This window comes from Streptomyces sp. NPDC059524, assembly GCF_042749255.1.
GTDB lineage: Bacteria > Actinomycetota > Actinomycetes > Streptomycetales > Streptomycetaceae > Streptomyces > Streptomyces xanthii.
The window spans coordinates 25870-44801 of the sequence record NZ_JBHYTK010000029.1 but is presented as its reverse complement, the minus strand read 5'-3'; the positions used below and the strand labels follow the sequence as shown (position 1 = coordinate 44801).

Below are 18932 nucleotides of genomic sequence, written 5' to 3'. Positions count from 1 at the left end.
CGGTTTCACGACCGCGGGTCGGCCGCTCGCGCCAGCGAGGCAGCCAGCCCGCGCACCCCCGCCCTGACGCGCTCCTCGCCGAGTTCGGGCAGGACCGCCGCCACGTGCTCGGCGGCCAGCGGCGCGAGCAGGGCGTGCGCCGCATACTCAGGGTCGGGCGCGCCCGCCAGCAGGATCGCCGCGTGCCGGTGCCAGAAGCGGTACGCCCCCACCCGGTAACGGGCACCGACCGCGGCGGTCTCGGACGTGCGAACGAGGGTCAGGTTCTCCAGCAGGTAGTCGAGATAGGCGTCCACGAAGGCCGCGAGCCGCACCTCGGGCGCCGCTCCGGGACCGAGCGGCGGCGGCCCCTGGAGGATCCCCTCCTGCAGGACACGCTCACGAGCGTCCAGGAGCGCGACAGCCAGCCCCGACTTGTCGCCGAAGCGGCGGTACAGCGTGCCCTTGCCGACCCCGGCGGCCGCGGCCACCTGGTCCATCGAGACCGCCTCCACGCCGTGTTCGGCGAAAAGACGCGCGGCCGCCTCCAGCACAGCCGCGCGGTTGCGCGCCGAGCGCTCCTGCTCCTTCGGCGGCGGGGTGCGAAGAATCTCGAGGAGCATTGCAGAATCGGACTGCAGTCCGTTATCGTCGTGAGCCACAAACGGACTATAGTCCGATTCTCGAGAGGCAGCGACATGACGGCACTCATCACGCGAGACGAACTCAAAGCCGGAATAGACGCGGGCGCCGTGACGGTGGTCGACGCACTGGGCGGCGAGTACTACGCGAAGCAGCACCTACCCGGCGCCCTGGCGCTGGTCCGGGCCGACGTCGACACCCGCGCGGCGGACCTGCTCCCGGACCTCGACGCGGCGATCGTCACCTACTGCTCCAACCCCGCGTGCCCCAACAGTGGACAGGTCGCCGACCGCCTCACCGCCCTCGGATACACGAACGTCCGCAAGTACCGCGAGGGCATCGAGGACTGGACCGGCGCGGGCCTGCCCGTCGAGTCCTCCTGACCCGCGCCGCGCAATTGTGACAGCGCTTATATAAGTACTGTTACAGTGTCGGCATGGCCGACTCGCGCGCACGGACACCCCAGCCGGACCTTCCCGACGACCCGACCGAGCGGAGTCTGTGGCGGCCCCTGTGGCAGCTGCAGGCCTCCATGGACGCCGACATCGGTCGCGTCTACGCCGACCGGCGCATCGAGGGGCTCAAGCCGACCTGGGTCATGGAGCTGCTGCGGCTGCACGCGCGCGGCCCCATGACCATCGCCGAGCTGGCCGACTCGGTGGAGCGCACCCATTCGGCGCTGAGCCAGAAGGTCGCGGCGATGCGCAAGGCCGGATGGGTGCGAACCGTCGTCGGCGACGACGCCCGCACCCGGAAGGTCGAGCTCACCGAGCGGGCGCACGAGGTCGTGGCGCGGCTCGCCGCGGAGTGGCGGGCGACCGAGGCCGCGCTCGCGGAGCTGGAGGCGGAGCTGCCCTATCCGCTGTCGCGGGTCGTCACGGACATCGAGGCGGCGCTCGCCCGCACCAGCTTCCACGACCGGATCGCCGCGAAGCTCGCGGAGGACCCGGCATGGGACTGACCGGCACGGGACGAGGCCGCCGGGGACTGGGCCGCTCGCTGATCGACGTTTCGCCGCTGCGCACTTCGGCGCCGTTCCGGCGCCTGTGGATCGGTCAGAGCCTGTCGGGGCTGGGCGGCCAGATGACGCTGGTCGCGGTCATGTTCCAGGTGTGGAGCTCGACCGGGAGCACGGTGTGGACGGGGGCCGTGGGGCTGGCCCAGGCGGTCCCCCTCATCGCGCTCGGCCTGTTCGCCGGATCGCTGGTCGACCGGGTGGACCGGCGCGTCGTCTACCTGGTCACGACCGCGGGGCAGACGGTGTTCGCCGTCCTGCTCGCCGCGCAGGGCTTCCTCGGTCAGGCCCCCGTCGCCGGGGTGCTGGTCCTCGTCGCGCTGCAGTCCTGCTGCGCGGCCGGCGGCGGCCCGGCCTCACGGGCCTTCGTCCCGCATCTGCTGCCCGCGCACCAGGTGGCCGCGGGGCTGGCCCTGCGCCGGATCGCGTTCCAGGGCGCGATGCTGCTCGGCCCCGCGCTGGGCGGACTGATCGTCGGCGCGTGGGGCGTCGGGGCGTGCTACGCGATCGACGCCGCCACGTTCGTCGCGGCGTGGCTCGGCGCGCGCGGACTGCCGCGGATGAGCCCGGGGGACGTGGTCGCGCGTCCTGGACTACGGGGTGTCGCGGACGGGCTCGCGTTCATGACGCGGACGCCCGTGGTGCGCGGGGCGCTGCTCACGGATCTCGCGACGACGGTCCTGTCGATGCCCGTGAGCCTCTTCCCTCTCGTCAACTCCGAGCGTTTCGGGGGCGATCCGGGCACGCTCGGCCTGTTCCTGACGGCGATCGCCGTCGGCGGGGTCACCGCGTCCGTCTTCTCGGGGACGTTCACCCGGCTGCCCCGCCCCGGCCTGGTGATGCTCGCCGGATCCGCGGGCTGGGGCGCCTCGTTGACCGTGTTCGGTCTCGTGTCCGCACCGTGGGCCGGGCTCGTGTGTCTGGCCGTGGCGGGGGCCGCCGACACCCTGACCGTCGTCTCGCGCGGGACCGTCCTGCAGACGCACACCCCACGCGAACTCCTGGGCCGGGTCGGGGCCGCCGAGCAGATCGTCGGGCAGGCCGGGCCGGACCTCGGCAATCTGCGCGGCGGCCTCGTCGCCCACGCGTTCTCGGGTTCGGCGGCGCTGGTCAGCGGCGGCCTGCTCTGCGTGGGCGCGGTCGCGGCGGTGGCCGTCACGGCGACCGAACTGCGGGACGGAACCCGCCGGTTCGGCCGCACACAGCCCGAGCCGCAGTGATCCGTGACGTGCCGGCCGGGCACGCGTACGACGCGGCGGGTGGCGTCCCGAGCCGGCCCACGCGCGAGGAGCGAGGAGGACCCGTGGACGATCGAGGAGGACCCGTGGAAGAGACCGCGCAGGAGCAGGTGAGCCCCGAGGTGCGCGAGCGCGTCCAGGACAGTTTCGACCGGCAGGGCCTGATGCGGCTCCTCGGCGCCCGGCTGACCGTGATCGCCCCCGGCCGCGTCCACATCGAGCTGCCCGCCCGGCCCGAGGTCGGCCAGCAGCACGGCTACGTCCACGCGGGCGCCACCAGTTCCATCGCCGACAGCGCGGGCGGCTACGCCGCGTTCACGCTGTTCCCCGAGGGCTCCGAGGTGCTCACCGTCGAGTACAAGATCAATCTTCTGGCGCCGGCCGTCGGCGACCGGCTCGAAGCCGTGGGCACGGTGCTGCGCTCCGGCCGCACGCTGACCGTGTGCCGCCTGGAGGTGTTCGGCGTGCACGACGACGGGCGCCGGGCGCTCGTCGCGAACGGGCAGCAGACGCTCATCCGGCTCGACGCGCCCCGGCCCTGAACGCGCCGCCGGTCAGCCTCGGTTCGGCCGCACGACCACCTCGCTGCCGATGGGGACGAACCCGACGGACAGGAAGGCGCGCAGGGAGCGGGCGTTGCCCGGGGACACGGCGACGAACAGCGGCTCGCCGGCCTCGACGAGGCTCAGCGCGTCCTCGATGAGCGCCCGCCCGACGCCCTTGCCGGTCTGCTCCGACGCGTGCAGTTCGATGCTCAGCTCGCGGCGTCCGGCGAGCCCGTCGGCCAGGATGACCAGGCCGCGCTCGTCGCCGTGGACGGTGACACCGGAGCGGATCTCGCGCGCGTACCGGACGCGCGGGTGGTCCATCGCCTCCTGCGAGGTGACCTCGGGCAGGCGTGCCGGTCCGCCCGTCCCCCGGGCCACGAGGATCGCGTCCACGCAGCCGGTCCAGCCGCCGGGACCGGCGAGCCGGTGCAGGAAGTGCGCCGCCATGGATCCGCCGAAGGCGTCCGGGCCCTCGGCGAGCACCTCGGCCTCGGGCAGCGCCGTCGCGACGACCGCGTGTCCGGTGAACGCCACGGAGCACTCCAGGCCCCCGGCCAGCGGCGGCAGCACCGTCACGGACCCGTCGCAGGGCGGGAAGCGCCCGTCGGCGGCGTCGGTGAAGTGGGCGAGAAGCGGGTGAGGCGTGGGCATCGGGATCTCTCCTGCGGTGCGGGGCGCGGTGCCGTACTAAACGGGTCGTCGACGGCACAGCCTGACACGTGGCGCGCCCGCACGGATCCGGTGGGTGGCGGACCGATGAGTTCCGGGCCGCCGGACGGTCCGTACTCCCAGACAGGCCACACCTTTCGGTCGCACGACCCGTACGGAGGCACCATGTCCACCAGCTCGAACGCCCTGCCGCCCGTAGTCGACACAGCCACCTGGGAGAAGGAACTGGCGGCGCTGCGGGTGCGGGAGAAGGCCGCCACCCGCGAACTCGACGCCATCGCCGCGCAGCGCCGCCGGCTGCCGATGGTCGAGATGCCGGACTACGTTCTGGAGGGCGAGGACGGTCCGGTGCGGCTCGCCGAGATCTTCGGCGACCACTCCCAGCTCATCGTGTACTCCCACATGTGGCACGAGGGCGCGGAGTGGCAGTGCAGCGGCTGCACCGGCTTCACCTCCCAGTTCACGCGCCAGCTCGGCCTGGAGAAGTTCGACGCGCGGTTCGTCGTCGTCACCCAGGGCCCGATCGACGAGGCGCTCGCCTACCGGCGCAAGGTGGGCAACAAGATGCCGTGGTACTCGACCGCGAACAGCCCGTTCGGCAGCGATGTCGGCGCACCGCCGGACGGGGGCTTCGCCGTCAACGTCTTCCTGCGCGACGGCGACAAGGTCTACCGCACATGGCACACGGGCGGCCGCGGCGTCGAGCAGCTCAGCCATCTCTTCGCCCTCGCCGACGTGCTCCCCTACGGACGCCAGGAGGTCTGGCAGGACTCCCCCGAGGGCTGGCCGCAGCAGCCGACGTACAGCCGCTGGGCGAGTTCGGAGGAGATCGCGGAGGCGTACGGGGAGGGCCGCTCCTGACACCCGGCCGGCGGCCCGGTTGGACGTTCCGCCGACCGGGGCCGCCGGGCCTCGTGGGGACCGCGTCTTGTGCGCCCCGACGGCCACGGCTTGGACTGCCGGGGTCACGAGGGAGGAAGCGCATGACACCCATGCTCGACGGTTGGACGCCGTGGCCCGAGGAGTTCGTCGACCGGTACCGGTCGATCGGGCACTGGCGCGGCGTCACGCTCGACAACCTGCTGTCCGACACGGCACGGCGGCAGGCGCCGCGCATGGCGCTGGTGCACGGGGCGACGCGGCTCACGTACGGGCTGCTGAACCGGCGGGTGGAGCGCACGGCCGCCGGTTTTCGGCTGCGCGGGCTGCGGCGGGGGCAGCGGGTCGTGGTGCGGCTGCCGAACGTGCCGGAGGCCGTGATCACCCTGTTCGCGCTGCTGCGGGTGGGCGCGGTGCCGGTGGTGTGTCCGGTGGCGCTCGGCGGGCGCGAGCTGGCGCAGGTGGTGCGGGTCAGTGAGGCGGCCGGTCATGTCGGCACGGCCTCGCATCGGGCCGAGGTCGCGGAGCTCGCGGCCGAAGGGCCGTTCCTGCGGCGGGCGTTCACCTACGAGCCGCCGGGCACGGAGTCCCCCTACGGCGGCATGTCGATCGACTCCTCGGGCTGTCACTTCTTCCCGCTGGGGTCGGTGGACGCGGCGCCGGAGCCGGCCCCGGTGCACGGCGCGGGCGAGGTGGCCTTCCTGCTCGTCGTGCCGGGCCCCGACGGCGCGCCCCGACTCGTGCCGCGCACGCACGACGCGTACGCGTACCAGGTCCGGGCCTCCGGTGCGGCGGTGGGGTTGAGCGCGCAGGACGTCCATCTGGCGGCGCTCCCGGCCGAGTCGCTGCTCGCGTCCGGCTGCCCGGGGATCGTGGGCACGCTCCTGTGCGGCGGCACGGTCGTCCTCGCCGACGATCCCGGGCCCGCCGCCTGCCTCCCGCTGGTCGCGGACGAGCAGGTCACCGTGGCCACGCTCGCATCGGCCGACCTGGAAGCCTGGCGAGCCTCCGGCCCGGGCCCCCTCAAGAGCCTCCGGCTGATCCTGACCCCTTCAACCGGCAGTGACCAGTCTGGGCGTGAACTCGACTGTGAGACACGGCAGTTCCTCACCCTGCCGGAGGGCGTGACCGCGCTCTCCGGATCCGGGGAGAGCACCTTCCACCCCCTCACGTCCGACGACGAGTTCACGGTGGACGGGGACGGTGACATCGGTGAACTCCTCGTCCGGGGGCCGTCGGTGACACGCGGCTACTACCGGGCGCCGGACGCCGACGCCGAGGCCTTCACCTCCGACGGCCGGTTCCGTACGGGAGTACTCGTGCGGCGGGGCGCCGACGGCGGGCTGCTGGTGACGGGCCGCGCCGGCGCCTGAGCCGCGTCACGCCGGTGTCAGGAGCTCCGCGTGGTGCCGCTCGGCGACCAGGGGGTGGGCGCGGAGCTTGCCCTTGAGCTCGTTGTAGCCGTACTCGGCGAACAGCGGATTGTCCGGGGTGTCGGTGACGCCGGGGGCGGTTGACGCGTAGGGGAAGGCGAGCGGCTGGACGTGGGCGTCCAGGCGGGGGTTGTAGAAGAACGGGACGGAGAACCGCTCGGTGGCGCCGGGCGGAGACACGACCCGGTGGTTGGTGGCCCTCAGATAGCCGTTGGTGGCGACTTCGAGGAGCTCGCCGAGATTGACGACGAAGGCGCCGGGGACGGGCGGCACGTCGTGGAACAGTCCGTCCTCGCGCTCGACCTGGAGACCGCCGACCTGGTCCTGGAGCAGCAGCGTCAGGAAGCCGTAGTCCTTGTGGGCGCCGACCCCCTGGGCCGCGCCGTCGCCGGAGCCGCCCGGGTAGCGGACGAGCTTGAGGTGCGGGTGGGCGTGCCGGCCGAAGATGCCGTCGTAGAAGGCGGGGTCGGCGCCGATCGCGGTGAGCAGTTCGTGCAGCAGCTTCTCGGCGACACCACTGAGCCGCTCGACCCACCGCAGGGCGGCCGTGCGCAGCTCCGGCAGGTCGTCCGGCCACTGGTTGGGCCCCTGGAGCCACCAGTACGGGGGCTCACCGGCTCCCGGGACGTGGGCGGGGCGTTCGGCGCCGATGTCGAGCTGGTCCCGCCAGTCCCGGCGGCCACCGGTGCGCTCGTCGCCGGTGCGCGTGTAGCCGCGGAAGTGCGGCGAGTTCACGTTGTCGAGCGCCAGCCGCCGCTCCTCGGACAGCGCGAAGAAGCGCCGCATGGCGGTGAGCAGGAGGCGGGTCTCCTCGTCGGTGACCCCGTGCCCGATCAGCTGGAAGAACCCCACGTCGTGCGCGGCACTGTGCAGCTGTGCGTGGAGCAGGGCCCGCGCCTCGGGTCCGCGGTCGGCGGCGGAGAGGTCGATGATCGGAAGTTGCTGGTTCGACGCGTTCGTCGTCGATACGTTCGTCATGGTGCGTCCGCAGGGTGTACGGGGTGCCCGTACGCCGCCGGGGTGTGGCGGGGCACAGGTGCCTGATGGAAGAGAGACGTACGGCTGGGGAAAGCGGCCGGGACGGCACCGTGAAGAAGGAGGCCGAGGAGGGCCGGACCGCTCAGAAGGAGCGTCGACAGCCCGTGCTCGTGACGCGGACGTAGTCCACGTGGCGGCGGCGAACGAGCGGGATCATGGGTTCAGCATACTGCGCAGCCCGCATTGCGGACGTGACGCAGGTCACGCGTGGTCGGCCCAGTCCTGTTGCGTCGCCCACTCGGCGAAGGTGTGCCAGCGGACCTCGGGGTGGGCCCGGCGCAGGCCGGTGACGTCGACGTCGAGGCCGTCGCTCGCGAAGTAGGCGAACATGGCCGCCAAGTCCTCGGACCAGCGCCTGACTTGGTCGAGCGGGACCTGCTGGTGGGCGATCGGGCGTCCGGCCGCGGCCGCGATGATCTCGGCCATGCGCGCGGGCGTGCAGGCGTCGGAGGCGAGGTCGATGCGGCGGCCGGTGAACTCGGCGCGGCGGCGCAGGGTCAGCGCGGCGAACGCGCCGATGTCGGCGGCGGGGATGAGGGTGAGGGGCAGGTCGCCGGGCATCGGCCAGGCGAAGGTGCCCTCGCGCAGGCCCTCGCGGGTCCAGCCGGTGGCGAAGTTGTCCATGAACGCGGCGGGGCCGATGACGGTCCAGGGCACTCCGCTGGACCGGAGGTGCTGTTCGACGAGGTGCTTGCTGTCGTAGTGGGGGATGCCGGTGGCGCGGTCGGCGTGGGCGGCGGACGTGAAGACGATGTGGCCGACGCGGGCGGCGGCCGCGGCGTCGACGAGGTCCCTGCCCTGCCTCGTCTCGACATTGACGTCGGTGCCGAACGGGGTGGTGACGGCGAAGAGGGAGTCCGCGCCGGCGAGCGCGGCGTCCAGGGAGGCGCGGTCGTCGAAGTCGGCTCGGCGCACGTCGGCACCGAGGGCGTGCAGGGCCCGGGCGGCGGGGGCGTCGGGGGTGCGGGTCAGGGCGCGGACCCGGACTCCGGCGGCGAGCAGGGCGCGGGCGGTGGCTCCGCCCTGGGCGCCGGTGGCGCCGGTGACGGAAACGGTGAGCATGAAGGTGTACTCCAGGTTCTCGGGAGAGTTCCCGGCAGGCCCGGATGCGGGCGCACGGGAAGGCGACGGCGCGCTCATCAGCTGCGCCACGCAGAAGACTACCCAAGAACTCTGCGTCGCGCAGATAATTAATCGCGGGTCGCGTCCAGCACCGAGGTCAGCTCGGCGAGAACCTCCAGGAACAGGCCGGGCAGCTCGCGGTCCTTCTCGCCGGACCGCCCGATCGCCATCCACTCCGCGTAGGCGATCTTGAACGCGGCCGCGCCCGCCTCGGCGGCCAGCGTCGCCGTCCGGGGCTCGACGCCGCGCTCGCGCAGGGCGCCGGCCATCGCCAGCGAGAACGCGTCCAGCTTGACCAGCTCGCGCTCGCGCAGCTCGGCGCTGGCCGAGACCACGGCGTCCCGGTCCCGGGCGCGCCGCGGATCCTCCTGGAAGAAGGCAGCGAAGGCCTGGAGCGCGCCGCTCACCGCGACCATGGGCGAGGCCGATTCGGGCGCCTCCGCGACGGCCCGCGTGACGAGTTCGAGCGCCGCCTCGGCCCCGTAGAACAGGACTTCGCGCTTGTCGGTGAAGTGCCGGAAGAAGGTGCGCTCGGTGACGCCGACCGACGCGGCGATCTCCGCGACCGTCGTCCGGTCGAAACCCTGCTCGGCGTACAGCTTGAGCGCGGCGTCCGCCAGTCGGCCTCGAGCGTTCGGCTCCCATCTACCCATGCGGAGATCCTACGTGACGTCAGTCCATGACATCAGCTGGTTCCGGAGGCCGGTGCCGGGTGGATCAGATGGCCGTCCCGGACGCGGGCGTGCTCGTTCAGGGTCGCCCGCCGCGTCTTGGTCCAGGAGTTCGCGCAGTCCCTCGGCGAAGGTGTCGGTCGCCATGTGGTCGGCGTAGTCGCGGAACGCCTTGACGCGCCAGGCGTCGTTCACGGTCGGCGTCCCCGCGGGGGTGTGGCGGCGGCCGCCGAGCGCGGGCATCCAGCGGTAGGTGATGTCCGTCGGCAGGTTCGCGGCGATCGCCGCCCGGTTCCACTGCGGGTACGCGCGGGACGAGGGGAACGAGCGGATGTCGACCAGACAGGTGATGCCGTGTTCGCGCAGCATCCCCACCAGTTCGTCGAAGTCGCGCGTCGAGTGGCCGACGGTGTACACAACCGGGTGCCCGGCCGTGCCGCCCGCCGCCGCGCTCACGTCAGGGCCCCGGGACCTTGGTGAGGGCGCCGCCCTTGTGCAGGGCGATGTGATCGGTGCGGTCGCTCCTGATCTCGTACTGCGGGTCGCTCTCCGAGCAGTGGTGGGTATAGCCCTTCCACTCCACGTCGCGGGACAGGGCGGCCCCGCCCGCATCCCGGCGGCACCTCACGCTGTGACATCCCTTGTCAGCGGCGCCGCGCGCGTGCTCCAATGTCGCCGACCTACGGACCGGGATGCTCGTCAGTCCCGGGGCGGCCTCCGCACGGGCCGAACGGCGGGGGGTGTCGTCGGACGACGGCACCGGACGCCGGGCGTACGGGATGAAGACATCCACGTACCCGGAGGACCTGCTCCATGAGCAAGCACGTGCTCGCGCAGAATCAGTACGGCAAGGCCGAGAACCGCATCGTCAAGATCACCCGCAAGGGCAACGAAGGCACCTGGCACGACATCCGCGACCTGAACGTGTCGGTCGCGCTGCGCGGCGAGTTCCGCGACGTCCACCTGACCGGCGACAACGCCAACGTCCTGCCGACGGACACCACCAAGAACACCGTCTACGCCTTCGCCAAGGAACACGGCGTCGAGTCCCCCGAGGCGTTCGGCATCGCGCTCGCCCGGCACTTCGTCCACTCCCAGCCGGTGATCCACGAGACGCAGATCCGCATCGAGGAGTACCCGTGGGAGCGGCTGCCGGCGCCCACCCGGCGCGAGCAGCACTCCTTCGTCCGCTCCGGGCAGGAGGTGCGGACCACGCAGATCACGTACAGCGGTGACACCGGCCAGCTGCAGATCGTCTCCGGGCTCAAGGACCTCACCGTCATGAACTCGACGGACTCCGAGTTCCACGGCTTCATCAAGGACAAGTACACGACCCTGCAAGAGGCCTACGACCGGATCCTCGCCACGAAGGTGACCGCCCGGTGGGCCTACGCGGCGTCCGCGGCGAGCGAGGCGGACACCGACTGGGACCAGATGTACAAGGACGTCCGGCGGCGGATGCTGGAGGCGTTCGCGGACACGTACAGCTACTCGCTGCAGCAGACCCTGCACGCGATGGCCGACCGGGTCCTCGACCACGTGCCCGCGGTCAACGAGGTCCGGCTCAACCTCCCGAACAAGCATCACTTCCTCGTGGACCTCGAGCCGTTCGGGCTCAAGAACGACAACGAGGTGTACTTCGCGGCGGACCGCATGTACGGCCTGATCGAGGGGACCGTCCACCGTGACGGCGTCGCGCCCGTCATCGCGACGAGCGACTGGGTCACGGCCTGAGTTCCGCCGCCGCGGGCCGCTCCCCCGTCCGGGACGGGCCGCGGTGGCGCGCGTGAGCGCGCACCTGCTATAACTCACACGTCGCCTTCGGCGCACCAGACGGTGCGCTCGGAGGCTTTTTTCATGTCTGTTTCCGAATCACCCCGACCTCACCCCCGCCCCGGCTATCGCGCGCTGCTGCGCAATCGCGAGTTCGCCGGGCTCTACGTCAGTTTCCTGTTCACCGTCGCCTCCAGCACGTTCTCCGGGTTCGCGCTCGGCACGCTCGTCGACCGGCAGACCCAGTCGCCGTTCCTCACCGCCGTCAGCATGTACGGGGCCACGCTCGCCACCGTGCTCGGGGCACTGACCCTGATGTCGGTCGCCGACGGGGAGCGGCCGCGGCGCACGCTCGTCGCGCTGGAGTGCCTGTCCCTCGCGGGAGTCGCCGCGCAGGCCGTGCCCGGGCTGCCGCTGGCCGCCCGCTTCGGCATCCTGGTGTGCCTCGGGTTCTTCCAGTCGCTCGGCGGCGGCACCCGCATGGGGCTCCTCGCCGAGGTCGTGCCGCACAGCTCGTACGCGCTGGCCCGCTCCCTGATGAACATCACCTCGGGCGGCATGGCGATCATCGGGTACGCGGTCGGCGCCGCGCTCCTCCACTTCCTCAGCCCGCAGCAGGTGTTCGGGATCGCGGCCGTGCTCACCGGTCTCGGGCTCGTGGTCGTCGCGGCGACCGTGCGGGAACGCTCGATCCGGCTGACCCGGCGGCCCGGGCTGCGGACGACCTGGACGACGAACATCGAGCTGTTCTCGCACCCGGGGCGGCGGGCTCTCCTGCTGAACCTGTGGGTGCCGAACGGGCTCGTCGTCGGGTGCGAGGCCCTGTTCATCTCCTACGACTCCGGGCACGCGGGGGTGTACCTCGCCGCGGGTTCGGCCGGAATGCTGCTCGGAGACCTCCTGGTCGGACGGGTGCTGAGCGCGGCGGGGCGCCGCCGCTGGGCGTTCCCCCTGCGACTCGTGCTCGCGGTGCCGTTCCTGATGTTCGCGGCGGGACCGCCGGTGTGGCTGGCCGCGATGGGCGTCTTCGTGGCGGGCGCCGGTTTCGCCGCTACGTTGCCCTTGCAGGAGCAGCTGCTGGCACTGACGGACGACGCGGTACGGGGCCAGGTGCAGGGCGTCGAGTCCGCGGGCCGGCTGAGCTGGCAGGGCGTGGGCGCGGCGCTGGCCGGCGGATTGGCACAGGTGGTGTCACCCGGGGTGGCGATGACGACGATGGCGGCGATCTCGGTGGCGGTGACGGTGGGCTCCCGCCCGTTCGTACTCCGCTCCGGCGCACCGGTCACGGTGGGCTAGCCCGGGGCAAGGTGGCCGGGAACAACGACCGGCTCGGGTGCCGAGCGCCCGCCCCGGTCGGCAGACCCTCCGGCGGAGCGGGCGGTCTGCCGACCGGAGTCGGAGCGGGTCAGGCCGGCTGGGGCCGGCGAGACGGGGTCCAGCCGGGGCCCGGCACCGCTGCGCGGAGCTGGCGGGTGTACGCCTCCTGGGGGGCGGCCAGGATCCGGTCCGTCGGGCCCTCCTCGACGACCTTGCCGCCGCACATCACCAGAGCCCGGTCGCTGATCTGGTGCACGACGGCGAGGTCGTGCGAGATGAACACGTAGGCGATGTCCCGCTGTTCACGGATGTCGGCCAGCAGGTTGAGGATCTGGGCCTGGATGGAGACGTCCAGGGCGGCCACCGCCTCGTCGAGGACGAGCACCCGGGGCTCGACCGCGAGCGCGCGGGCGATGGCGACGCGCTGACGCTGGCCGCCGGACAGTTGCGCGGGACGCATGGTCAGGTGCCGCTCGGCCAGACCCACCGACTCCAGCAACTCGGCCGCCCGCGCGCGCCGTTCCTCCGCGGGGAGCGGGAAGTGCAGGGCCAGCGCCGTCTCGATGACGTCGCCGACCTTCTGCAGCCGGTCGAGCGAGGCGTACGGGTCCTGGAAGACGATCTGGATCTCGCGGGCCCGGCGCCGCCGCTCGCGGGAGGCGACGCGCCGCGCGGCGGGCCGCTCCCGCCCGCACACGGTGAGCGTGCCCGCGTCCGGCTTCTCGAGCCCGAGCAGCATCCGGGCGACGGTCGTCTTGCCGGAGCCGGACTCGCCCACGACGGCGAGGGACTCCCCCGCCGCGAGCGTGAAGGAGACGTCGTCGACGGCGACCGCCTCGCCGTAGGTCTTGCGCAGGCCCACGGCCTCCAGCACGTTCTCCTTCACGGGCTCCGTCACGTGCTCCTTCTCAAGGGGCCGGTTCACCATGCGGAGACCTCCTCGGCGCGCAGGCACGCGACGCGCGTACCGTCGGACAACTCCCGCTCCTCCGGCTGCTGTCGCTCGCAGTCGGGCTGGACGTGGGGACAGCGCGGGGCGAACGAGCACCCGGGGCCCGCCTCCCGCGCCTCGAACGCGGCCACGGGCCGGCCGGGGATGACGGGGAGCCGGCGGACCCGCTCCTCCAGGCTCGGCCGGGACTGCAGCAGACCGGCCGAGTAGGGGTGCCGGGGGCGCTCGGTGAGGGCCTGGGCCGGCTGGGTCTCGACGGTGCGCCCGGCGTACATGACGGCGAGCCGGTCGCAGGTGGCGGCGGCCAGTTCGAGGTCGTGGGTGATGAGAAGCAGGGCCAGGCCGCGTTCCTTGCGGGCCTCGTCGAGGATCGCCATGACCTCGGACTGGGCGGTGACGTCGAGGGCGGTGGTCGGTTCGTCGGCGAGCACGAGGTCGGGCTCGGCGGCGAGGACGGAGGCGATCATGACGCGCTGGAGCAGTCCGCCGGACAGTTCGTGCGGGTGCTGGCGCAGCCGCCGCGCCCCGTCGGGGATGCCCACATCGGCGAGAAGGGCGATGACCTTGCGTTCGGCCTCGCGGCGGTTGATCCCGCGTTCGGTGACGAGGGCCTCGGTGAGGAAGTCGCCGATGGTGTGGACGGGATTGATGTGGGCCCGGGGGTCCTGGAAGATCATGGCGACGCGGCGGGCCCGCAGGGCGCGCAGTTCGCGCCGGCCGAGTCCGGAGACGTTCTGCCCGTCGAAGACGATGTCGCCGTGGACGCGGGCGCCGGGCGGGGTGAGTCCGATGACGGCGCGGGCCGTCATGGACTTTCCGGAGCCGGACTCGCCGACGAGGCCGACGGCTTCGCCGGGGCAGATGGTGAGGTCGACGCCGTCGACGATGACGCGGCGTTCGGCGTCCTTGGCGCGCTGCCCTTCGGCCCGGTACGGGACGTCGAGGCGGAAGCCGCGCAGGGCGAGCAGGGGCGTGCCCTCGGCGGGGCGCGGCTGCTGCGTGGCAGTGGTGGTGTCGGTCATCGGTTCTTCTCCAGCCGGTCGCCGAGGAGGTTGACGGCGCAGACCACGAGGGCGATGGCGGCGCCGGCCGCGACGGCCTCGATCGCGTTGCCGCGCATCGCGCTGTCCAGGCCGGACTTGACCATGAGTCCCCAGTCGGCGGTGGGCGGCTGGACGCCGAGGCCGAGGAAGGAGATCGCGGCCAGGTCGATGACGGCGTAGCCGAGCGCGGACACGGACTGGGCGATGACGATGGGCCGCAGGTTGGGCAGCAGGTGCCGCAGGCAGATGGTGAGGGCGGGCCGGCCCTGCACCCAGGCGGCGGCGATGTAGGGCAGGGCGCGTTCGCGCAGGGCGGCGCCGCGCACGACGCGGGCGACGTACGGGGTGTAGGCGACGGTGAGGCCGATGACGACCGGGGTGAGGCCGGGGCCCATGACGGCGACGGCGACGAGGGCGAACACGATGCCGGGCACCGCGAACAGGACGTCGAGGATGCGCGAGACGACGGTGTCGACCCAGCCGCCGCACCAGGCGGCGGTGATGGCGAGGGCGGTACCGGCGACGGCCGAGATCGCGATGATCAGGACGGGTCCGAGCAGGGTGGGGCGGGCGCCCCAGACGAGCCGGGACAGCACGTCGCGGCCGAGCGCGTCGCCGCCGAGCCAGTGCTCGGGGGTGGCGAAGGCGAGGGTGTTGAAGAGGTCGGGCAGGTCGGGGTCGTAGGGCGCCACGATCGGGGCCGCGAGGGTGAGGGCCACGACGAGGGCGAGCACGAGGGCGGCCGCCCGGGCCAGTGGGTCGCGCGGCACCGCTCTGCGGGTCGCGGCGAGCTTCGAGGTCAGCACGGTGGTCATCGGGCCATCCGGGGGTCGAGGACGGAGTAGAGGAGGTCGACGACGAGGTTCACGACGACGAAGGCGCCGACGAGGACGAGGACGACGGCCTGGACGACGGCGAAGTCGCGCTGCATGATCGCGCGGACGAACAGGGAGCCGATGCCGTCGAGGGCGAAGACGTTCTCGACGACGACGGCGCCCGCGAGGAGGCCGGCCACGGTGAGGCCGATGACGGTGGTGACGGGCACCGCCGCGTTGCGCAGGACGTGCTTGCGCACGATGAGGGACTCGGCGAGGCCGCGGCTGCGGGCGGTCTCGACGTGTTCGCGGCCCATCTCCTCGCGCACGGAGGCGCGGGTGATGCGGGCGAGGTAGGCGGCCGAGCCGAGGGCGAGGGTGAGGGCGGGCAGGGTCAGGTGGTGCACCCGGTCGAAGAAGCCCTCTCCGGCGCCGAAGACGGGGAACCAGCCGAGTCCGCGGGCGAAGACGATGACGAGGACGACGCCGATCACGAAGACGGGCGTGGCGAGGAACAGGGAGGAGACGCCGCTGACCAGGGTGTCGGTGCGGCCGCCGCGCAGGGCGGCGAGGCTGCCGGCCGCGAGGCCGCCGACGACGATGAGCACGGACGCGTAGGCGACGAGCCAGAGGGTGGTGGCGACCCGGCCGGCGAGCAGCGCGGTGACGTCCTGGCGGTAGACGAGGGAGCGGCCGAAGTCGCCGCCGAGCGCGTCACCGAGCCAGTTGAAGTACCGCACGACGAACGGGTCGTCGAGGTGGTACTGGGCGCGGATGGCGGCGATCTGTTCGGCGGTTCCGGTGCGGTTGCCGAGCAGGAAGGACATCGGTCCGCCGGGGACCAGGTACAGCAGCCCGTACACGAGGAACGAGGCCACGAGGAGCACGGCGGCGAGGCCGACCAGTCTCAGGAGCACGAATTTCACGGTGGCGTTCATAAGGGTCAGCGCCCTCCCAGTCCGGTGGCCCAGGGGTAGTACAGGTAGGGGAAGGACGCGACGGCGCCCGTCACGCGGTCGCTCATGTAGAGGATGACCGGCAGGTTGTTCATGGGCATCCAGGTCACGTCCTCGGCGACGGCGCGCTCGATGCGGGTGATGATCTGGGCGCGCTCGGCCGGGTCGGAGGCGGCGCGGGCCTTCTGGACGTCCTTGTCGACCTTGTCGAAGCCGCTGAAGTTCGTGCGGCCGCCGGCGAGGAAGACGGTGTAGGCGTCGAGCGGGTCGGGCACGTTGCCGTACCAGGTGGAGAGGAAGGCGTCGATGCCGCGGCGGGACTTGGCGTCGCTGTAGAGGTTGCCGTACTGCTCGACGGGGATGACGCGGATCTCGATGTCCAGGCCGAGCTGCTTGCCGGTGGCCTTGATGAGGTTGCCGGTCTGTTCGTGGACGGCGGAGCTGCCCTGGACGCCGATGGTGATCTTGCCCTTGGCGGCGGGGCCGGCCTCCTTCACGAGGGCCTTGGCCTTGTCGAGGTCGGCCTTGCCGTGCGGCAGCGACTCGTAGGTCTTGCGGAAGGTCTCCTTCTCGTAGCCCCAGGACGGCGGTCCCGCGAGGGCGTGCTCGGCGGGGGCGGTGCCCTGGAAGACGGCGGAGCCGAGGGCGCCGCGGTCGAGGGCGGCGGAGAGTGCCTGGCGCACCTTGACGTTGCCGTACGGTCCGGACTTGGTGGCGCCGAGCAGGGCCCAGTAGGCGAGGGAGCGGCCGAGGGTGACGGTGCCGGTGGGCGAGTTCTGGAGCTGGCCGAGGGCGGCGGGCGGCAGGTAGAAGTACTGCCCGTCGACCTCGCCGGAGCGCAACGCGTTCACGGCGGTGGTCTCGTCGGCGATGAACCGGAACGTCAGCTTCTTGGACAGGGCGCGGTGCGCGCGGTCCCAGTAGTCGTCGTTGCGGGTGATGGTGAGGGAGTCTCCGGAGCGCCAGCGGGTGAACTTGAAGGGGCCCGTGCACATGACGCCCTGCTTCGGCGTGCCGAAGTCCTCGCCGGCCCGCTTCATCTGGGCCTTCTGCTCGACGGCGCCGGCGCCGGTGGCCATGGCCTGGTTGAACAGGGCGTCGGGCTGCTTGAGCGTGACGGTGACCTGGAGCGGTCCGGTGGCCTTGATGGCGGACACGTTCTGGTAGTAGTCGCCCCACCAGGTGCCGAGCTTGGGGTCGAGGTGCCGGTTGAGGCTCGCGGCGACGTCCTCGGCGGTGAGCGGGGTGCCGTCCCAGAACTTCACGCCGTCGCGGATCGTGTAGACCCACTTCTTCGGGCTGGGGTTCTCCGCCTTGGTGGCGAGGCCCGGCTTGATCTCGAAGTCGGGGGTGAGGCGCAGCAGGCTGTCGCAGAGGTTGGCGAGGACCGTGTTCTCGGCGTAGTTGAAGGACTTGATGGGGTCCAGGCCCTGGGGCTCGTACGGCAGGTTCCAGGTGATGGAGTCCAGCGGTTTGGTGGCCTTGGGCGTGGTGGTCTTCAGGTCGAGGGCGACGGCGGGGCGCAGATCGCCGGGGCCGCCGCCGCAGGCGGTGAGGGCGGCGGTGAGCAGGAGCGCGAGGGCGCCGGTGAGGATCGGACGGCGTCCGGTCATGCGGGGCCTCCTGGGAGGAGTGTGCCGTTACGGGCGATGACGCGTCCGGCGCGGACGACGACGCTGGGCGTCGTGCGGCGGACGATGGCCTCGGCGACGGAGGGTGCGTCGACGAGGACGAGGTCGGCGGGCTCGCCGGGCCGGAACCCGACCCGTTCGAGTCCGAGCAGGTCGGCGCCCTGGTCGGCGACGAGCCGGTAGCAGGCGGCGAGTTCGTCGTCGGTACGGGCGTCGGTGCGGTAGGCGAGCAGGTGGGCCCGGTCGAGCATCTCGGCGTTGCCGAACGGGCTCCACGGGTCGCACACCCCGTCGGAGCCGACGGCGACCCGGGCTCCGGCGCGGGTGAGGGCCGCGTGCGGGACGACGGGGTCGGCGCCGAGCGCGCAGGTGGTGACGGCCACCCCGGCGCCGGCGAGCAGGTCGGCCATGGCGGTGAGCTCCGCGCCTTCGAGCTCGGCGAGCGCGAAGGCGTGGCTGACCGTGACGCGTCCGGCGAGGCCTAGGGCGGTGGTGCGGCGGGCGATCTCGGTGATCTGGTCGAGGCCCGAGGCGCCGCCGTCGTGGAGGTGGATGTCCAGTTCGACGCCGCGGCGCTCGGCGAGGCCGAAGAGGAGGTCGAGCTGGCCGTCGCGGTCGCCGTCGACGCCGACGGGGTCCAGTCCGCCGACGAGGTCGGCGCCCTCGTCCAGGGCCTTCTCCAGGAGGACGTCGGTGCCGGGGGCCGTCAGGACGCCGAGCTGCGGGAACGCGACGATCTGCACGTCGAGGAGGTGGGCGCGGGCGTCGGCGGCGGCGCGCAGTCCGCGCACGTTGTCGAGCCCGTACTGCGGTGCGACGTCGGCGTGGGCGCGCATCGCGCGGGTGCCGTGGGCGATCGCGTGGTCGAGCAGGGCGCCCGCGCGTTCGGCGACCGGGGCCATGTCCGCGCGGACCGAGGCGTCGTAGGCGATGAGCCCGGCGAGCGACTCGGCGGGTTCGCGGCTGAGCCAGGGGCCGCCCCAGGTGGTCTTGTCGGGGTGTATGTGGGCGTCGACCGGGGCGGGGAGCGCAAGCATCCCGCCACCGTCGAGCACCTCTTCGATCACGCCTGCGGTGGTGTCCCGGACGAAGCGTCCGTTATGTATCACCAGGTCACGGGCGGTTTCCCCGAGGGGACGCACGCCTTCGATCCGCAGGTGGTGGTACCGCTCCATCCAGTCATCTCCCGGTTGTCTTCGCGGGGTTGCCGA

Annotated in this window: 21 protein-coding genes; 8 read left to right on the top strand and 13 right to left on the bottom strand. The window is 72.6% G+C overall.

All coding sequences use genetic code 11. The features are described from left to right. Nucleotides 1–5 precede the first annotated feature (5 nt). On the bottom strand, nucleotides 6–641 hold the full coding sequence (locus ACFW9D_RS11525) for a TetR/AcrR family transcriptional regulator (protein ID WP_384620506.1): 636 nt from the start codon (nucleotides 639–641) through the stop codon (nucleotides 6–8). Between the two features lie 36 nt (nucleotides 642–677). On the opposite strand from ACFW9D_RS11525, the gene ACFW9D_RS11520 reads away from it, so the two are divergent. The 4 genes from ACFW9D_RS11520 (at nucleotide 678) to ACFW9D_RS11505 (ending at nucleotide 3416) form a co-directional block, all read left to right on the top strand. After that, nucleotides 678–1004 carry a rhodanese-like domain-containing protein gene (locus tag ACFW9D_RS11520; protein WP_384620504.1) on the top strand — a complete coding sequence of 109 codons (327 nt, stop codon included), beginning with the start codon at nucleotides 678–680 and terminating at the stop codon, nucleotides 1002–1004. A gap of 53 nt (nucleotides 1005–1057) precedes the next feature. Beyond that, complete coding sequence (locus ACFW9D_RS11515; protein WP_384620501.1) at nucleotides 1058–1582, top strand: MarR family winged helix-turn-helix transcriptional regulator; 525 nt, start codon at nucleotides 1058–1060, stop codon at nucleotides 1580–1582. After that, nucleotides 1573–2856 carry an MFS transporter gene (locus ACFW9D_RS11510; protein ID WP_384620498.1) on the top strand — a complete coding sequence of 428 codons (1284 nt, stop codon included), beginning with the start codon at nucleotides 1573–1575 and terminating at the stop codon, nucleotides 2854–2856. The genes ACFW9D_RS11515 and ACFW9D_RS11510 overlap by 10 nt, the downstream gene beginning before the upstream one ends. Before the next feature lie 182 nt (nucleotides 2857–3038). Then, a complete protein-coding gene (locus tag ACFW9D_RS11505) occupies nucleotides 3039–3416 on the top strand; it encodes a PaaI family thioesterase (protein ID WP_384620550.1) in 378 nt (125 codons plus the stop codon). Nucleotides 3417–3428: 12 nt separating this feature from the next. Here ACFW9D_RS11505 and ACFW9D_RS11500 read toward each other — a convergent pair whose 3' ends face one another. Next, nucleotides 3429–4073, bottom strand: coding sequence for a hypothetical protein (locus ACFW9D_RS11500; protein ID WP_384620495.1), 645 nt, complete (start codon nucleotides 4071–4073; stop codon nucleotides 3429–3431). A 183-nt stretch (nucleotides 4074–4256) separates the two neighbouring features. On the opposite strand from ACFW9D_RS11500, the gene ACFW9D_RS11495 reads away from it, so the two are divergent. Next, entirely contained in the window at nucleotides 4257–4952 is a 696-nt protein-coding gene (locus ACFW9D_RS11495) for a DUF899 family protein (RefSeq protein ID WP_384620492.1), read from the top strand. 122 nt (nucleotides 4953–5074) lie between these two features. Then, a complete protein-coding gene (locus tag ACFW9D_RS11490; protein WP_384620489.1) occupies nucleotides 5075–6343 on the top strand; it encodes an AMP-binding protein in 1269 nt (422 codons plus the stop codon). A gap of 6 nt (nucleotides 6344–6349) precedes the next feature. Here ACFW9D_RS11490 and ACFW9D_RS11485 read toward each other — a convergent pair whose 3' ends face one another. The 5 genes from ACFW9D_RS11485 to ACFW9D_RS11465 form a co-directional block, all read right to left on the bottom strand. Then, the gene (locus tag ACFW9D_RS11485) at nucleotides 6350–7381 is read right to left on the bottom strand and encodes an isopenicillin N synthase family dioxygenase (protein ID WP_384620486.1); all 1032 of its coding nucleotides are present in this window, start codon (nucleotides 7379–7381) and stop codon (nucleotides 6350–6352) included. Nucleotides 7382–7642: 261 nt separating this feature from the next. Further along, nucleotides 7643–8503, bottom strand: a complete 861-nt coding sequence (locus ACFW9D_RS11480; RefSeq protein ID WP_384620483.1) for an NmrA/HSCARG family protein — start codon at nucleotides 8501–8503, stop codon at nucleotides 7643–7645. A 128-nt stretch (nucleotides 8504–8631) separates the two neighbouring features. Next, the gene (locus tag ACFW9D_RS11475; RefSeq protein ID WP_384620480.1) at nucleotides 8632–9216 is read right to left on the bottom strand and encodes a TetR/AcrR family transcriptional regulator; all 585 of its coding nucleotides are present in this window, start codon (nucleotides 9214–9216) and stop codon (nucleotides 8632–8634) included. Between the two features lie 9 nt (nucleotides 9217–9225). Then, the gene (locus tag ACFW9D_RS11470) at nucleotides 9226–9690 is read right to left on the bottom strand and encodes a DUF488 family protein (RefSeq protein ID WP_384620477.1); all 465 of its coding nucleotides are present in this window, start codon (nucleotides 9688–9690) and stop codon (nucleotides 9226–9228) included. 1 nt (nucleotide 9691) lies between these two features. Beyond that, a complete protein-coding gene (locus ACFW9D_RS11465; RefSeq protein ID WP_384620475.1) occupies nucleotides 9692–9862 on the bottom strand; it encodes a DUF2945 domain-containing protein in 171 nt (56 codons plus the stop codon). A gap of 185 nt (nucleotides 9863–10047) precedes the next feature. On the opposite strand from ACFW9D_RS11465, the gene pucL reads away from it, so the two are divergent. Together pucL and ACFW9D_RS11455 are read left to right on the top strand one after the other, a co-directional pair. Continuing rightward, nucleotides 10048–10968 carry a factor-independent urate hydroxylase gene (gene pucL / locus ACFW9D_RS11460; protein WP_188340658.1) on the top strand — a complete coding sequence of 307 codons (921 nt, stop codon included), beginning with the start codon at nucleotides 10048–10050 and terminating at the stop codon, nucleotides 10966–10968. A 123-nt stretch (nucleotides 10969–11091) separates the two neighbouring features. Continuing rightward, nucleotides 11092–12303, top strand: coding sequence for an MFS transporter (locus tag ACFW9D_RS11455; RefSeq protein ID WP_384620471.1), 1212 nt, complete (start codon nucleotides 11092–11094; stop codon nucleotides 12301–12303). Between the two features lie 109 nt (nucleotides 12304–12412). On the opposite strand, the gene ACFW9D_RS11450 is transcribed toward ACFW9D_RS11455, so the two are convergent. From ACFW9D_RS11450 to ACFW9D_RS11425, 6 genes are read right to left on the bottom strand one after another with little or no spacing between them, the layout of a single operon-like run. Further along, nucleotides 12413–13252, bottom strand: coding sequence for an ABC transporter ATP-binding protein (locus ACFW9D_RS11450; protein ID WP_384620469.1), 840 nt, complete (start codon nucleotides 13250–13252; stop codon nucleotides 12413–12415). Next, nucleotides 13246–14298, bottom strand: a complete 1053-nt coding sequence (locus ACFW9D_RS11445; RefSeq protein ID WP_384620466.1) for an ABC transporter ATP-binding protein — start codon at nucleotides 14296–14298, stop codon at nucleotides 13246–13248. Before ACFW9D_RS11445 ends, ACFW9D_RS11450 begins: the two co-directional genes overlap by 7 nt. Continuing rightward, the gene (locus tag ACFW9D_RS11440; protein WP_188340654.1) at nucleotides 14295–15134 is read right to left on the bottom strand and encodes an ABC transporter permease; all 840 of its coding nucleotides are present in this window, start codon (nucleotides 15132–15134) and stop codon (nucleotides 14295–14297) included. Before ACFW9D_RS11440 ends, ACFW9D_RS11445 begins: the two co-directional genes overlap by 4 nt. Further along, complete coding sequence (locus ACFW9D_RS11435; RefSeq protein WP_384620463.1) at nucleotides 15131–16060, bottom strand: ABC transporter permease; 930 nt, start codon at nucleotides 16058–16060, stop codon at nucleotides 15131–15133. The genes ACFW9D_RS11440 and ACFW9D_RS11435 overlap by 4 nt, the downstream gene beginning before the upstream one ends. A gap of 17 nt (nucleotides 16061–16077) precedes the next feature. Beyond that, the gene (locus ACFW9D_RS11430) at nucleotides 16078–17703 is read right to left on the bottom strand and encodes an ABC transporter substrate-binding protein (RefSeq protein WP_384620460.1); all 1626 of its coding nucleotides are present in this window, start codon (nucleotides 17701–17703) and stop codon (nucleotides 16078–16080) included. Beyond that, a complete protein-coding gene (locus ACFW9D_RS11425) occupies nucleotides 17700–18896 on the bottom strand; it encodes an amidohydrolase (protein WP_384620457.1) in 1197 nt (398 codons plus the stop codon). The genes ACFW9D_RS11430 and ACFW9D_RS11425 overlap by 4 nt, the downstream gene beginning before the upstream one ends. Nucleotides 18897–18932 lie beyond the last annotated feature (36 nt).